At 63.7% G+C, this 14,195-nt stretch carries 14 protein-coding genes; 6 read left to right on the top strand and 8 right to left on the bottom strand.

What is annotated here, in order from left to right; genetic code table 11:
• Nucleotides 1-299: 299 nt before the first annotated feature.
• Both ACTXGA_RS00260 and ACTXGA_RS00255 read left to right on the top strand, forming a co-directional pair.
• The gene (locus ACTXGA_RS00260) at nucleotides 300-1,871 is read left to right on the top strand and encodes a Re/Si-specific NAD(P)(+) transhydrogenase subunit alpha (RefSeq protein ID WP_443391082.1); all 1,572 of its coding nucleotides are present in this window, start codon (nucleotides 300-302) and stop codon (nucleotides 1,869-1,871) included.
• A 15-nt stretch (nucleotides 1,872-1,886) separates the two neighbouring features.
• Nucleotides 1,887-3,320 (top strand): NAD(P)(+) transhydrogenase (Re/Si-specific) subunit beta, encoded by a 1,434-nt coding sequence (locus ACTXGA_RS00255; protein ID WP_443391081.1) that lies wholly within the window; start codon nucleotides 1,887-1,889, stop codon nucleotides 3,318-3,320.
• A gap of 88 nt (nucleotides 3,321-3,408) precedes the next feature.
• On the opposite strand, the gene ACTXGA_RS00250 is transcribed toward ACTXGA_RS00255, so the two are convergent.
• Complete coding sequence (locus tag ACTXGA_RS00250; protein WP_443391080.1) at nucleotides 3,409-3,843, bottom strand: hypothetical protein; 435 nt, start codon at nucleotides 3,841-3,843, stop codon at nucleotides 3,409-3,411.
• A gap of 235 nt (nucleotides 3,844-4,078) precedes the next feature.
• On the opposite strand from ACTXGA_RS00250, the gene ACTXGA_RS00245 reads away from it, so the two are divergent.
• Both ACTXGA_RS00245 and ACTXGA_RS00240 read left to right on the top strand, forming a co-directional pair.
• Nucleotides 4,079-4,378 (top strand): hypothetical protein, encoded by a 300-nt coding sequence (locus ACTXGA_RS00245; RefSeq protein WP_443391079.1) that lies wholly within the window; start codon nucleotides 4,079-4,081, stop codon nucleotides 4,376-4,378.
• A gap of 219 nt (nucleotides 4,379-4,597) precedes the next feature.
• Nucleotides 4,598-5,197, top strand: a complete 600-nt coding sequence (locus ACTXGA_RS00240) for a biotin transporter BioY (RefSeq protein ID WP_443391078.1) — start codon at nucleotides 4,598-4,600, stop codon at nucleotides 5,195-5,197.
• A 79-nt stretch (nucleotides 5,198-5,276) separates the two neighbouring features.
• Here the strand turns inward: ACTXGA_RS00240 and ACTXGA_RS00235 are convergent, their stop codons facing one another.
• On the bottom strand, nucleotides 5,277-6,488 hold the full coding sequence (locus tag ACTXGA_RS00235) for a bifunctional alpha/beta hydrolase/OsmC family protein (protein WP_443391077.1): 1,212 nt from the start codon (nucleotides 6,486-6,488) through the stop codon (nucleotides 5,277-5,279).
• Between the two features lie 106 nt (nucleotides 6,489-6,594).
• Here ACTXGA_RS00235 and ACTXGA_RS00230 point away from each other — a divergent pair, with 106 nt between their 5' ends.
• On the top strand, nucleotides 6,595-7,464 hold the full coding sequence (locus ACTXGA_RS00230) for an endonuclease/exonuclease/phosphatase family protein (RefSeq protein WP_443391076.1): 870 nt from the start codon (nucleotides 6,595-6,597) through the stop codon (nucleotides 7,462-7,464).
• Entirely contained in the window at nucleotides 7,454-7,975 is a 522-nt protein-coding gene (locus tag ACTXGA_RS00225) for an NUDIX hydrolase (RefSeq protein WP_443391075.1), read from the top strand. Before ACTXGA_RS00230 ends, ACTXGA_RS00225 begins: the two co-directional genes overlap by 11 nt.
• Before the next feature lie 100 nt (nucleotides 7,976-8,075).
• On the opposite strand, the gene dddP is transcribed toward ACTXGA_RS00225, so the two are convergent.
• From dddP to ACTXGA_RS00195, 6 genes are all read right to left on the bottom strand, one after another.
• Nucleotides 8,076-9,416 (bottom strand): dimethylsulfonioproprionate lyase DddP, encoded by a 1,341-nt coding sequence (gene dddP / locus ACTXGA_RS00220; RefSeq protein ID WP_443391074.1) that lies wholly within the window; start codon nucleotides 9,414-9,416, stop codon nucleotides 8,076-8,078.
• Nucleotides 9,417-9,636: 220 nt separating this feature from the next.
• On the bottom strand, nucleotides 9,637-10,818 hold the full coding sequence (locus ACTXGA_RS00215) for a vWA domain-containing protein (protein ID WP_443391073.1): 1,182 nt from the start codon (nucleotides 10,816-10,818) through the stop codon (nucleotides 9,637-9,639).
• A 162-nt stretch (nucleotides 10,819-10,980) separates the two neighbouring features.
• The gene (locus ACTXGA_RS00210; RefSeq protein ID WP_443391072.1) at nucleotides 10,981-11,148 is read right to left on the bottom strand and encodes an apolipoprotein acyltransferase; all 168 of its coding nucleotides are present in this window, start codon (nucleotides 11,146-11,148) and stop codon (nucleotides 10,981-10,983) included.
• Nucleotides 11,145-12,533, bottom strand: coding sequence for a DUF2927 domain-containing protein (locus ACTXGA_RS00205; RefSeq protein WP_443391071.1), 1,389 nt, complete (start codon nucleotides 12,531-12,533; stop codon nucleotides 11,145-11,147). The genes ACTXGA_RS00210 and ACTXGA_RS00205 overlap by 4 nt, the downstream gene beginning before the upstream one ends.
• A complete protein-coding gene (locus ACTXGA_RS00200; RefSeq protein ID WP_443391070.1) occupies nucleotides 12,533-12,988 on the bottom strand; it encodes a GNAT family N-acetyltransferase in 456 nt (151 codons plus the stop codon). Before ACTXGA_RS00200 ends, ACTXGA_RS00205 begins: the two co-directional genes overlap by 1 nt.
• Before the next feature lie 265 nt (nucleotides 12,989-13,253).
• Nucleotides 13,254-14,156, bottom strand: coding sequence for an AEC family transporter (locus tag ACTXGA_RS00195; protein WP_443391069.1), 903 nt, complete (start codon nucleotides 14,154-14,156; stop codon nucleotides 13,254-13,256).
• Nucleotides 14,157-14,195: the final 39 nt, after the last annotated feature.

Genomic DNA, 14,195 nt, shown 5'->3' with positions numbered 1-14,195 from the left:
AGGGGCGATTTGCGCGCGCAGCATGATCAGACAGGTCATATCTTCTGCCGTTGCTGGCTTCAACTGTCTGGAAACGAAGGGGAAACGCTGGTTTTGCTCATTAAGTAGAGGCGTCTCCGCGAAACATTGTTTCAGGACGTTCGGCTATTGCGCAACAATAGATGCGCGGGTTTAACTTTTTGCTAGGGTATGTTTTACAACCCACGCTGCTTGTCGCTGCAGGGCCGCGTAACCGTGGTGAAATGCGAATTAACGCCTCATCAGGGGCGTAGGAGTACCTGAGAACAAAGGGGATTATCGTGAAGATAGGGACGCCAAGAGAGGTTGAATCCGGAGAGAATCGCGTTGCGATGACCCCGGATTCGGCTCGCCAGCTTCAGAAGTTGGGATATGAGTGCATGATCGAATCCGGGGCCGGCGCCAAGGCCGGTTTTTCGGATGAGACCTACCGGGACGCCGGTGTCGAGGTGGTCGAGGGCGCCGATGCGCTGTGGGCCGCGGCCGACATCATCGCCAAGGTGCGCATTCCCACGCTGGACGAGCTGGACTACCTGACGGCGGACAAGACGCTGATCACCTTCTTCAACCCGGGCGGGAACGAAGAGGGCCTGAACAAGGCCAAGGAAAAGGGCGCCAACGTCATCGCGATGGAAATGGTGCCGCGTATTTCCCGCGCGCAGAAGATGGACGCCCTGTCGTCCATGGCCAATATCGCCGGTTACCGCGCGGTGATCGAGGCGGGCAACAACTTTGGCCGTTTCTTCACCGGTCAGGTCACGGCAGCGGGCAAGGTGCCCCCGGCCAAGGTTCTGGTTGTCGGCGCCGGTGTGGCCGGTCTGGCCGCGATCGGCACCTCGACCAGCCTCGGCGCGATCACCTACGCTTTTGACGTGCGTCCCGAGGTGGCCGAACAGGTCGAGAGCATGGGCGCCGAATTCGTCTATCTGGACTTCGAGGAAGAACAGCAGGATGGGTCGGCCACCGGTGGTTATGCGGCCGTGTCTTCGCCCGAGTTCCGCGAAGCGCAGCTGAAAAAGTTCCGCGAACTGGCCCCTGAGATCGACATCGTCATCACCACGGCCCTGATCCCCAACCGCCCGGCACCCAAGCTGTGGCTGGAGGACATGATCAAGGCGATGAAGCCGGGCTCGGTCATCGTCGACCTCGCCGCCGAAAAGGGCGGCAACGCCGAAGGCACGGTGATGGACGAAAAGATCGTCACCGACAACGGCGTGACGATCATCGGCTACACCGACTTCCCCAGCCGGATGGCGACGCAGGCCTCGACGCTTTATGCCACCAACATCCGTCACATGCTGACCGACCTGACGCCCGACAAGGACGGCAAGGTCAATCACAACATGGAAGACGACGTGATCCGGGGCGCGACGGTTGCCTACCAGGGCGAAATCACCTTCCCGCCGCCGCCGCCCAAGGTGCAGGCCATCGCGGCCAAGCCCAAGGAAAAGGCCAAGGAACTGACGCCCGAAGAAAAACGCGCGCAGGAAACGGCCGCGTTCAAGGCGCAGACCCGGCAGCAGTTCACCCTGCTGGGCATCGGCGGCGTGCTGATGCTGCTGGTGGGGCTTGTCGCCCCGGCCAGCTTCCTGCAGCACTTCATCGTCTTTGTTCTGTCGGTCTTCATCGGGTTCCAGGTGATCTGGAACGTCAGCCACTCGCTGCATACGCCGCTGATGGCTGTGACCAACGCGATCTCCTCGATCATCATTCTCGGCGCGCTGATGCAGATCGGCTCGGGCGGGGGACTGGTGATCATCCTTGCCGCCATCTCGGTCTTCTTTGCCGGGATCAACATCTTTGGTGGCTTCCTCGTGACCCGGCGCATGCTCGCCATGTTCCAGAAATCGTAAAGGGGACCGGGACAAATGGAATACGGATTTACAACGGCGGCCTATGTGGTCGCGGCGGTCCTCTTCATCCTGTCGCTCGGCGGTCTGTCGGGACAGGAAAGCGCCAAGCGCGCGGTCTGGTACGGCATCGTCGGCATGGCGCTGGCGGTCTTTGCCACGCTGATCGGCCCGGGCTCGGGTCTCTGGGTTCTGTCGGTGATCCTGATCGCTGCGGGCGGCGTGATCGGCTACATGCTGGCCTCGCGGGTCGAAATGACCCAGATGCCGGAACTGGTGGCCGGGATGCACGCGCTGGTCGGTCTGGCGGCGGTCTTCGTCGGCTATAACGCCGAACTGGTGATGAACGCGGTTGCGGGTGTCGACGGCGCAGCGGTTGACGCGCTCAAGGGCTTCTCGGCCAAGGTCGCGCACAAGACCCCGGCAGAGATCAACATCCTCAAGATCGAGGTGTTCCTCGGCGTCTTCATCGGGGCCGTGACCTTCACCGGCTCTGTCGTCGCCTATGGCAAGCTTGCGGGCAAGGTCACTTCGGCGGCCACCAAGCTGCCCGGTGGCCACATGCTGAACGCCGGTGCGGCGATCCTCTCGCTGATCCTGCTGTTCATCTACATGAGCACCGGCGGCGGCTGGACCCTGCTCTTGATGTCGCTGCTGGCCTTCTTCATCGGCTACCACCTGATCATGGGCATCGGCGGCGCCGACATGCCGGTCGTGGTCTCGATGCTGAACAGCTACTCGGGCTGGGCGGCGGCGGCCATCGGTTTCAGCCTCGGCAATGACCTCCTGATCGTGGTCGGCGCGTTGGTGGGGTCGTCCGGTGCGATCCTGTCCTACATCATGTGCAAGGCGATGAACCGGTCGTTCGTCTCGGTCATCCTCGGCGGCTTTGGCGGCCCGGCGGGTGAGCAGATGGCGGTCGAGGGCGAACAGATCGCCATCGACGCGGACGGTGTGGCGCAGGCGCTGGAAGATGCGGACAGCATCGTCATCATCCCGGGCTACGGCATGGCCGTGGCACAGGCCCAGCAGAACGTCGCCGAACTGACCCGCCGCCTGCGGGCCAAGGGCAAGAACGTGCGTTTCGCGATCCACCCTGTTGCGGGGCGTCTGCCCGGTCACATGAACGTGCTGCTGGCCGAAGCGAAGGTGCCCTATGACATCGTTCTGGAAATGGACGAGATCAACGACGACTTCCCGGACACCGACGTGGCCATCGTCATCGGTTCGAACGACATCGTGAACCCGGCGGCGCAGGACGATCCGAACTCTCCCATCGCGGGGATGCCGGTTCTGGAATGCTGGAAGGCCAAGCAGGTGTTCGTGTCCAAGCGCGGGCAGGGCACCGGCTACTCGGGGATCGAGAACCCGCTGTTCTTCAAGGACAACACGCGGATGTTCTACGGCGATGCCAAGGCATCGCTGGGGGAGCTGCTGAACCGCATTTCCTGAGGCGTCTAAGTAAAAAAGGAAAGGGCCTTGCCATTTGGCGGGGCCCTTTTGCTTTGGCTGGATCGGATCCCCGGATCAGGCCCCCAAATCAGGCCGCCCATATGTCGGTGGGCAGAGGCAGCGGACGCACCGCGCACATGGGGCGCCCCAGCCAGATCAACGCGGCTTCACGGGTGCGGAAAACGGCGGCGACGGCGGGGCCGGGTTCAAGCTCGGACAGGGTTACAAACATGCTGGCCATGCCGAATTGCGTATCGCCGGGCGCGTAAAAGGCGATCTTTCTGGGCTCTGTGTTGCCGTTGACGGGTTGATTGGCGATGCGTGCGATCAGACGCATGTTGTGAAACCCCATGTCAAACAGCGTGACCTCGGAGAGATCGACGAACCTGTCGAGGTTTTCGTCACCCTCCGGCAACAGGCCGGTCGCGGCAACCGATCCGATCCAGTCATGAACCCTTTGTTCCCCGAACAGTCGAAGGTGCAAAAGGGCGCTGTCTTGCAGAAGTTGCAGGTGGAAACTCATGACTACTAACCGTTCTTGATGAGGCGATTGAAGACAGAACAACCGATGATTGCTGGACAAAGATTAACGCATTGTAAAGTCCGCAGGTTTTCCTCAAATGAACGTATCAATGTGCCGCCACGTAAGCGTGTGTTCCGGGCACGGCGGGAATTCGCCTGCGGGTATCGCGCTGGCCAATCAGGGGCTCGCTCATCCCGCGCAGCTTTCCTAACCTGACCAAAAGGCGAGGCGCGCGATGGACTTTTCTCTGCAAATCAACTCGGTATTCCGCGTGGCCGGATGGAAGATCGTCAAGCCGCTGGCGACGCTGGATTTCGCGTCCCTGCCTGAAGACATCGCCCAATACAGCAAGGGCGGGCTGGTCGTGAAATTCGGCTATCACGGAACCGAGGCGCAGGGCGACTATCGCATCTACGCGATCCGGAACGAGGACTGGGAACGGCCCGTCGCCGCGCTCAGCCTGCGCAACCGCGACATGGCACTGGACCTGCTGCGCCAGATGCCCGGCCTGCTGGGCCGCCTGGGACCGCTCTGAGAGGTCAGGACTTGTGGTGCCTGCGCATGGTCAGGCCACCCCCGGTTTCGCCTGACAGGCGAGGGGCCGCGCGGCGTTCCCGAGCCTGTATTCTGCAAAATTCCGCAGAGTTTGCAAACTGATGACTTAGCACGGTTTGCACATCAACTGAACTCTCCCTTGCGGCGGCGCAGCAAGTGGGGCAAAAACAAAGGTGATATAGACATGATGAGGGGCCCCATGACTCTGACGATGAACCGTAACGTGCTGGCCGAGGCCTTTGGCGCGAACGAAGGCGCGGCGCTGCGCTTGAAACAGGTGGCGCTGGTCGTGCTCGGCATCGCCGTGCTGGCCGCCGCGGCCAAGATCAAGGTGCCGATGTGGCCGGTGCCGATCACCATGGGGACCTTTGCGGTTTTGACCGTGGGGGCCGCCTATGGCGCGCGCCTAGGTCTGGTGACCATCCTTGGCTACATGATCATCGGCGCGCTTGGCTTTGACGTTTTCGCCGGATCCTCGGCTGAGAAATTCGGCCTCGAATACATGATGGGCGGCACTGGCGGCTATCTCGTCGGCTACGTTCTGGCGACCGTGGCGCTGGGTGCTCTGGCACGCGCTGGCTGGGACCGCTCCGCGCCCAAGATGGCGCTGGCCATGATCGTCGGCAACGTGATCATCTACGTGCCGGGCCTGATCTGGCTGGGCATGCTGTATGGCTGGGACAAGCCGATCCTCGAATGGGGTCTGACGCCCTTCCTCGTGGGTGACGCGGTCAAGCTGGCGCTGGCCGCCGTGATCCTGCCGCTGGCATGGAAGCTGGTCGGTCGCGCCCGCGGCTAAGCCCGACGCGACACACGAACAATGAAAGGCCGGGCCCAACAGCCCGGCCTTTTTCGTTGCCGCACAGGCGCGCAGGTATTCAGGCCAGTTCGGTGCGGATCTCGGCGCCTTTCTCCAGCGTCTTGTGCACCGGGCACTTTTCCGCGATCTCCATCAGCCGCTCCCTCTGATCCGGGCTGAGATCCCCCTTGAGGGTGATCCGGCGCACGAACCGATCGATGCGGGTTTCCGTCGCCGTCCCCGCATCCTGTGCGTGGACCTTGTCATGGGTTACATCCACGCTGACACAGGCCAGCGGCCAGCCCTTGCGCCGCGCATACATGCGGATCGTCATCGAGGTGCAGGCGCCAAGCCCCGCCGCCACGAAGCCATAGGGCGACATGCCCCGGTTGCTGCCGCCATAGGCCGCCGGTTCATCAGCCAGCGCATGGTGATGCGGACCGTTCTGGATATCCTGCAGGAACCCGTCCGGCCCGGCCTCTGTCACGCGCACCACGCCTTCGGGCGCGCCGATGGGCGGCGCGGGCGGGGCAAGGTCCAGGTAACGATCCGCCCAGGCAGCGATCACATCGGCCACGTATTCCGCGTCATCGGGATCCGACACAAGGTGATCGGCATCGTCCAGCGTGACAAAGCTTTTGGGGTGTTTCGCCGCCGTGAAGATCCGCGTCGCGTTCGAGATATCGACAATCGCGTCGCGGGGGCCGTGCAGGACCAGTAGCGCCTTTTTCAACGCGCCGATCACCGGCCCCAAGGACTGTTCGCGCACATCGTCGATGAATCCCTGTCCGATGGTGAAACGCCGCCCGCCCAGATCGACCTCGGCCTGTCCGGCGCTGGCGATGTTATCCAGCGCATCGCCAAAATTATGCGTCACATGATCGGGATCAAAGGGCGCGGCGATGGTCACCACCGCACGGGCTGATGCGATCTCTGGCGCCGCGCGCAAGACCGCCGCACCGCCCAGCGAATGACCAATCAGCAGATCGGGGCCCATGTCGCGCCCCGATAGGTAATCGGCGGCGGCCTTCAGATCCGCCACGTTGCTGCCAAAGGTGGTATTGGCAAACTCGCCGCCCGAATGGCCCAACCCGGTGAAATCGAACCGCAGCACGGCGATTCCCATGGCGGAGAGCCGCTGAGCGATGCGGCGCGCGGCGGCGATGTCCTTGCCGCAGGTGAAACAATGGGCAAAGAGGGCGGTGGCAAGGTGCGGACCGTCCGGCAGGTCAAGCCGGGCAGCCAGCATATGGCCGGAGTGACCGGCAAAACTGATGCGTTCGGTAGGCATGGGGTGTCCTGTGGTATGAGGTTGTTAAGACAATGGTTGGCCAGCGGCGCCTCCACAAGCAACGTGACAAGGGCGTAACGGGATGGTGAGCGTTCGGGACGCGGTGGTGAAGAGTGTTGCAGCGGCGCTGATCCTGCTGGTGCTGGCCACATGGGCCGGGCCGCTGCATCCGGCGGGCGATACGCTGTCGGTCTTGCGCGTGCCCCTGCTGGTTCTGGCGGCGCTGGCGATGATCTGGACCACTTGGCCGCTCTGGCTGCGCGGGACGGTCGCGGGCCTGTGCCTTGTGGCGCTGGGGCAGGTGGTCTGGATGAAAACCACCGCGCCGGTGCCGGGCGGGTTCACCGTCTATCAAAAGAACCTCTGGTTCGGGAACCTGCAGACCGATGCCTTGGCGCGGGATATCCTGTCCCAATCGCCCGATGTGGTCACGCTGCAAGAGGTGTCGCGCCACAATGATCGCGTGTTGAACCTGCTGCGCGCCGATTATCCGCATCAGCACCGCTGTAATTCTTACGGGTGGAGCGTGGTCGTCCTGTCGCGCCATCCGGTGGTGGCGGGCCAGACGCTGTGTTCCTCCGGGCGCGGCTTGGCCGGGCTGCAGGTCTCCATGCCACAGGGGCCGGTCTGGGTGCTGTCGCTGCACCTGTTCTGGCCATGGCCACACGAACAGCGCCCGCAGGCAACTAAAATCGCGGCGATGATCGACGGTCTGAAGGGGCCCGTGGTTCTGGCCGGCGATTTCAACATGATGCCTTGGGGCAGCGATGTGCGCCGCCTTGTTCACGCGGCGGGCGTCCGACGCGCCGGGCCGCTGATCCCCACCTATTGGCTGCAGCAGGAGGGCTGGCCCTTGTCCGTGCCGCTGCCGCTGGATCAGGTCTGGGCCACGGGCGGCGGCCGCGTTCACAGCCGTCCGCAGATCGGCTCGGACCATGCGGGGCTTCTGGCGCGGGTGCATCTGGATGTGGATTGACGGGATCGGTGGGTTTGCCCCGCGTGACGCCCGCGACCGGGCCGAATGGGCGCGGCTGCAGGCGTTTTGCGATCAACACGGGGCGCAGGCCTTTTCGCGCAATCCCCTGATCGGCGGACATGTGACCGGATCGGCCTTTGTGCTGTCGGCGGACGGAACCGCCACGGCGCTCCTGCATCACCGCAAGCTCAATCGCTGGCTGCAGCCGGGTGGCCATTGCGACGGCATCGCGGATGCCCGCTTTGTCGCGCTCAAGGAAGCCTATGAGGAAACCGGCCTGTCGCGGATCTCCGTGCTCCGCGATGAGGTTTTCGACATCGACATCCACGAAATCCCGGCGCGAGGGGATGAGCCTGCGCATCTGCACTATGACGTGCGGTTCCTGATGCGCGCAGAGGCCGGGGACCTGGCTGTCTCCAGCGAATCCCTCGCGCTGGAATGGGTGCCCCTTGCCGCCTTGGAAAGTCAGACCGACGCACCCTCCGTTCTGCGCCTGCGGTCGCGTCTGTGACGGCTCGGACAGGGGGCGTTCGTTAACGCAAGATGAATTCGTCTCTGCAAGCCATTGATGTCGTTGCGTCAACGTCGTGTCCACGCGTGGACACCCCCTTTCACTCCCCCATCAACCGGGGGTCAAACGGGTAGGAAATCAGGTTCTCGAACCCGGTCTCGGTGATCAAAACCTGCTCCTCCAGCTTGATCGAAAAATCGCCCCCCTCGGGAGAGACCAGAACCTCGACACAGAGCGTCATCCCCGGCTTCAATTCATAGTCAAACGCCCCATCGACCATCTTGTCCGGGTAGGCCACCAGAGGCCATTCATCGCACAGCCCCACGCCATGCATCAGGCAGCCATATTTCAGCTTCTGAAACTCGGGCCGCAGCACATGAGTGTTGCGCGAGAGCTCCGGAATGGTCACCCCGGGACGCAGCATCTCCATGTTGGACATGATGTGCTCGACCCCGTGTTTCATGGCGTCGATCATGTCCGGGCGCGGCGCCTGATCCCCGATCCACCAGGTGCGGGAAATATCCACGCAGATGCCATAGCTGCCCACCAGATCGGTGTCGAAGGCAAGGATCTCGTTGTTCTGAATGATACGCGGCCCGCATTCCTGGAACCACGGGTTGGTGCGCGGGCCAGAGGTCAACAGACGCGTTTCGATCCACTCACCGCCGCGGCGGATGTTCCCGGCATGCAATTCGGCCCAGACATCATCCTCAGAGGTCGCGCCCAAAGGTACGGTGCGGCGGGCAAAATCTTCCATCTCGTACATGGTCGCCTCGCAGGCGTGGACCGCGCAGCGCATGGCCTTGATCTCGTCCGCCCCCTTGATGGACCGCGCCTTCTCGGTCAGTTCTTCACCCGGCATCACGGTCAGCCCCTGCGCCTCCAGCGCGCGCAACCCGTGCAGCATGGGCTTGTCCACCGCCAGGCGGGTGTTGCCGGGCGCGTGTTCCTCCAGCAGCCCGCGCACCTCGTTGGAAAAGACATCCGCCGCCACGTCGATCTTGTCGCCCCGGTCGAAATAGAACAGGTCCGCGCCCGACCGCGCCTCGCGCACCAGCGGGTTGAAGGACGACAGGAACGGCGCGTTCTTGTAGTCCCAGATCACCATGTGGCCATCGGCGCAGACCAGCACGGCGCGAAAGGGGTTGTGGGTGTTCCACAGCTGCATGTTGGTCGAGTCGGTGGCGTAGCGGATGTTGAGCGGGTCAAAGACCAGGAGCCCGGCGTAGTCCCGCTCGACGATGTGGTCCACCAGCCGCCGCCAGCGATAGCGCCGCATCGCCTGCAGGTCCGGCAGCTCCAGCCCCGCCGCCGCCCATTCATCAAGCGCGAGCCGGGTTGGGCCGATCTCGATCCGGTCCATGTCGTTGGGGGTGTTGTCGCCGGTCAGGGCGCCGCGGGTCGGGTCGATCTTGCGGGTGTCGCGGTAATGGGTGTCCATCGGGGCGCTCGTCTCCGGTCATCTCATGTGACCCAGCCTGCCGCCCCGGGCAGGGCCGGGCGCGCTTTTTTGCGACCCTTCGGGGCGTCGTTTTCGGGCCCTCCGAGGCCCGCGCAGCAAGGGGTGTCCACGCGTGGACAGCTTAGGGGGAATGCAGAATCAAGGGGTTACAGGCGCGAATTTACCACGCCTTTACCAATCGCCGCCCGTGACCGCGCCTTCAGCCCAGAAGGCGCATGCCCCGGTCGATCCCTTCGAGCGTCATCGGCACCATGCGATCCTCAAAGATCTCCTGGATCATGCCAATGCTCTGGGTGTACTGCCAATGGCGTTCCGGCACCGGGTTGATCCAGAGGTGTTCGTGCCATTGATCCCGCGCGCGCTGCAGCCAGACCTGTCCGGCCTCGGCGTTCCAATGCTCGTTCGCGCCGCCCGGATAGGCGACCTCATAGGGCGACATGGAGGCGTCGCCGACAAAGATGCACTTGTAGTCAGAGCCGTAGGTGTTCAGCACCTCCCATGTCGGGGTCTGCTGATCCCACCGGCGCCCATTGTCCTTCCAGACGCCTTCGTAAAGGCAGTTGTGGAAGTAGTAATGCTCCAGATGCTTGAACTCGGCGCGCGCGGCGGAAAACAGTTCCTCCACCAGCTTGATGAAGGGATCCATCGAGCCGCCCACATCCAGAAACAGCAGCACCTTGATGGCGTTGCGCCGTTCGGGGCGCATCTGCACGTCCAGATAGCCATGTTCGGCGGTGGCGCGGATGGTGCCGTTCAGATCCAGCTGATCCTCGGCGCCGTCCCGCACCCAGCGGCGCAGCCGTTTCAGCGCGACCTTGATGTTGCGGGTGCCCAGTTCGACGCTGTCATCCAGATTGCGGAATTCGCGCTTGTCCCAGACCTTGACCGCGCGCTTGTGGCGGCTTTCGTCCTGACCGATGCGCACCCCTTCGGGATTGTATCCATAGGCGCCAAAGGGCGAGGTCCCGGCGGTGCCGATCCACTTGTTGCCGCCCTGATGGCGGCCCTGCTGTTCCTTGAGCCGCTCCTTGAGCGTCTCCATCAGCTTGTCGAAGCCGCCCAGCGCCTCGATCTGGGCGCGTTCCTCTTCGGTCAGGTGTTTCTCGGCCTGTTTGCGCAGCCAGTCGGCGGGCAGGTTGATCGCGTCAAAGACCTCTTCGGCGGTGATCGCCTCAAGCCCCTTGAAGGCACTGGCAAAGGCGCGGTCGAAACGGTCCAGATGGCGCTCATCCTTGACCATGGCGCTGCGCGCCAGAAAGTAGAAGGCCTCGACGTCATAGGTGGCCAGCCCGGCGCGCAGACCTTCGAGAAAGGTCAGGTACTCGCGCAGGGTGACCGGGACGCCGGATTTCCGCAGGGTCTCGAAAAAGGGAACGAACATGGCGCGACGCTAGCCTGATTCATCGTCCAAGCGAAAGACCCCCGGGCGACAAACCGGGCGCGGGCCTTTCGGCTTCTTCTCTTTGAAAATACCGCCGGGGGAGTCCCGCAGGGACGGGGGCAGCGCCCCCTCTAACCCGCGAGGTCACAGGCGCGACGAGGCTCAGGCCAGCGCTTTTTCCAGCGCGATGGTCACCACAAGACCCAAGAGCGCAAAGGCAATGGCATAGATGACCATGTACTGCGCGATGTCGGCCCAGTTGCCTTTGCGGCGTTTGGCGGTGGTGCCGCCGATTGCGGCGCCAAGAAGCGCCCCCAGAATGACGATCATAGCGATCCCTGCCTCTGTCTCACGGGGTTGAGCGATCCGATCTCGCGCAATTTCGCGCGGACGGCCCATTCCGAGCCGAACCCGTATCTTGCCCACCCAAGGGAGTCCAGACGGACGTCCCGGCCTTCGGTGACGCGCCCGGACAGTTCCAGCGCCTCGGCCCGCAGCATCAGAAGCGTCGCCAGAAGGGCGGCGTTCTCATGCCGGGCGGCGGTGTCGATATGGGGCGTGATGATATAGAGCGCCTCTTCGGCATTGCCGGCGCTGATCGAATAGGCGGCCAGCTGCGAGGCCACATAGGCGCGGTGCAGGGCGGTGTCGGCGCGGCCGCCAAAGTAGCGTTGCGCCAGCACGAACTGGTCCAGCGCGCCCTGCGGATCGGTGGCCTGCAACAGGCGTCCCATCGCGTAATGCGAAAAGGCGCGGCGGTGATCGGTCCAGCCCATGGCAGAGGCGACCTTGAGCGCCTCGACCGCGGCGGCACGGCGTTGCGCGGGATTGGCGCCGGGGCCAAGCGCGGTCTGGACCGCGTCCACCCAGACGCGGGGCGTGCGGGGCAGGCGGCTGGGCGCGATGCCCTGACCGCGCGGGTTCACGCGGGCAAGGATGCCGGGCAGGCGGTCGGCCACCTGCGCGCGGGTCATGCCGTTGCGCAGCGCCGGATCGTAATAGGTGCGCAGAACGGTCATGTCGAAACCGGTCAGAACCGTGTGCACGTTGTCATCGTTAAAGACGCTGTCGGGCAGGCGGTAGAGATCGTTCAGCGGTCCGATCGCCTGAGCCAGTTCCTCGTGCAGGCAGTCGCGCATTTCCTGCGGAGAGCTGTCGTTGGGCAGGAAGATCGCCAGTTTCTCACGCGTTTTCAGGTTGGACCAGCTGACCTCGCGCGAGCGGCGCTTGCTGCGGTATTCGCTGAGCGACGAAACATTGGGGACCACGAAACAGGCGGCCTGCGGCAGCGCCTTGCGGATCTCGGCGCGGCTGACGGCCTGAACGGTGATGTTGGCGGCGGGGCCATCTGTCAGGGCGATGTTGACGCCTGCCTCTGTACGCAGGCGATGCAGCAGGCGCCGCAGATCCGGGGCCAGCGAGGACGGCGGTGCACCGGTGACGCGCACGCTGATCGGCCCTTCGAAGCGGGTGAAGGTTTTCAGCGGGCGGCCGGATTCCAGCGTAAAGCTGAGGTCAAGGAAATCGCGGGCCAGATCGGTGTTCGACGTGACCGGCGCCACAGGGCGCGGCACGGCAAAGCTTTTCATCGGTGGCAAGGCTGACGAGGTTTGCAGCGGGGCTGCGCGGGTGGCGGCGGTGTCGGTCGGAGAGACCGGCATGCAGGCGCCAAGAAGCAGGTAGAGTGGCAAGATGAAACGACGGGTCCGACGCATTACGACCTCTGGTACTTGATAAACGGGGTAACTGTGCCGATGCGGTCATACAGGTGACGCGCGGTGGCATTGAACTCTTGGGTCAGCCAATAGACCGTGGGGGCGCCGTGGGCGTCCGCGCGGGCATAGACCGCCTCGATCAGGGCGCGGCCCACACCCTGTCCACGGACCTGCGGCGCGGCATAAAGGTCCTGCAGGTAGCAGACCTCTTCGACCTTCCAGGCGTGGCGGTGAAAGAGATAGTGGGTGAGGCCGACCGGCTGGCCGTCCTGTTCGGCGATCAAGGCGTTGAAATCGCGCGGATCGTCGCCCAGAAGCCGGGCGAAGGTGGAGGCGTAGACCTCTTCGCTGACGGCGCTTTCGTAGAAGGCAAGGTAAGCCGTCCACAGGGCGCGCCACGCGGGTTCATCTGCGGCGCGGATCGGGCGCACCGTTACAAGGTTTGTCTGGGACACGGTCCGAAGCCTGCCTGCTTTATTGTCCTCTTGGATGTCCGAGCATCCCGGGATTTTCTGTCCTCTGTGCGGTCACTATAGGGCAAAAGCAGGGTTTGTGTCCGGAGTGGAAACAGCTTGTGGATAATTTTTTCCCGATTACGGGAAATCGTAATGGGACGTTAATGTTTTCAGGGTTTTGCCCGCTCCGGGTGAGTCTTCCGTGCCACGGTCAGGCGATCCGGACCCGGTTTCGGCAGGCCAAGCGTGTCGAAATTCGGGCAGGTCAGGCGAGCCAGGCCAGCGAAATCAGCGACAGCAGGCAGGTCCAGATGATGACCGGCGCGATGGCATCTGTGCGCACGCCGTAGAGCAGCGCCAGCGCAAAGGCCATGGCCCCGGACGGGCCCGCCGCCGTCAGCACAAAGAGCGTTTGCCATGTGTCCGGCGGGGCGATCATCCAGACCGCGGCCGCCACAAGTGCTGGGAAGACCAGCAGCTTGAGCGCGGAGACGCTGACGATCAGCGGCGTCGGCGTCAGCGCGTGGCCCGACAGGATGACCCCCAGCGCAAAGAGCGTCAGGGGGGCGGCACCGCTGCCGGCAAAGTCCATCGCCGTCAGCAGCGGGGCCGGGACCGTCAACCCGATCAGGTTGACCACAAGGCCCAGCGCGATGGCGATCAGCACCGGGTTGCCTGTGATCCGCTGCATCGCGCTGCCAACCCCCTTGCCCCGGTTGGCCATCAGATCCGTCGTGATGATGAAAAAGGCGAAACTGACCGCCGAATCCCAGGCCACGATGGCGGTGACGGGCAGGGCGGCGGCCTCTCCGTAGATCAGATAGGAGATCGGCCAGATATATAGCAGCGTGTTGACGAAGATCGTCGCCATCGCCAGCAGCCAGGATTCCAGCGTGTCGCGGCCAAAGACATGACGGCAGAGCGCATAGGTCACGGCAAACAGCACAATCTGCGCGACGGCGTACCCGGCCAGCGCATCCACGCGAAATGCGGACCAGTCGAGCGCGGCGATCAGCGGAAAGATCAGCGCCGGTTGCAGGATCAGAAAGGCGACGCGATTGACGGCACCAGCCTCTTCGCGGCTGATCTTGCCTACGCGACCCAAAAGGAAGCCGAGCGCCAGCATGGAAAAGACCGGCAAAATGTCATGGGTGAGGATCTGGAACACGGCAGTGCCTTTCGCTGTCACGGGACAGACCACGGGGGC

The sequence above is a fragment of the Antarctobacter jejuensis genome (genome assembly GCF_052266595.1).
In the GTDB taxonomy this organism is placed as follows: Bacteria; Pseudomonadota; Alphaproteobacteria; order Rhodobacterales; family Rhodobacteraceae; genus Antarctobacter; species Antarctobacter jejuensis.
Note: the sequence above shows the minus strand (reverse complement) of the source record. Positions and strands in the feature narration are given on the sequence as shown.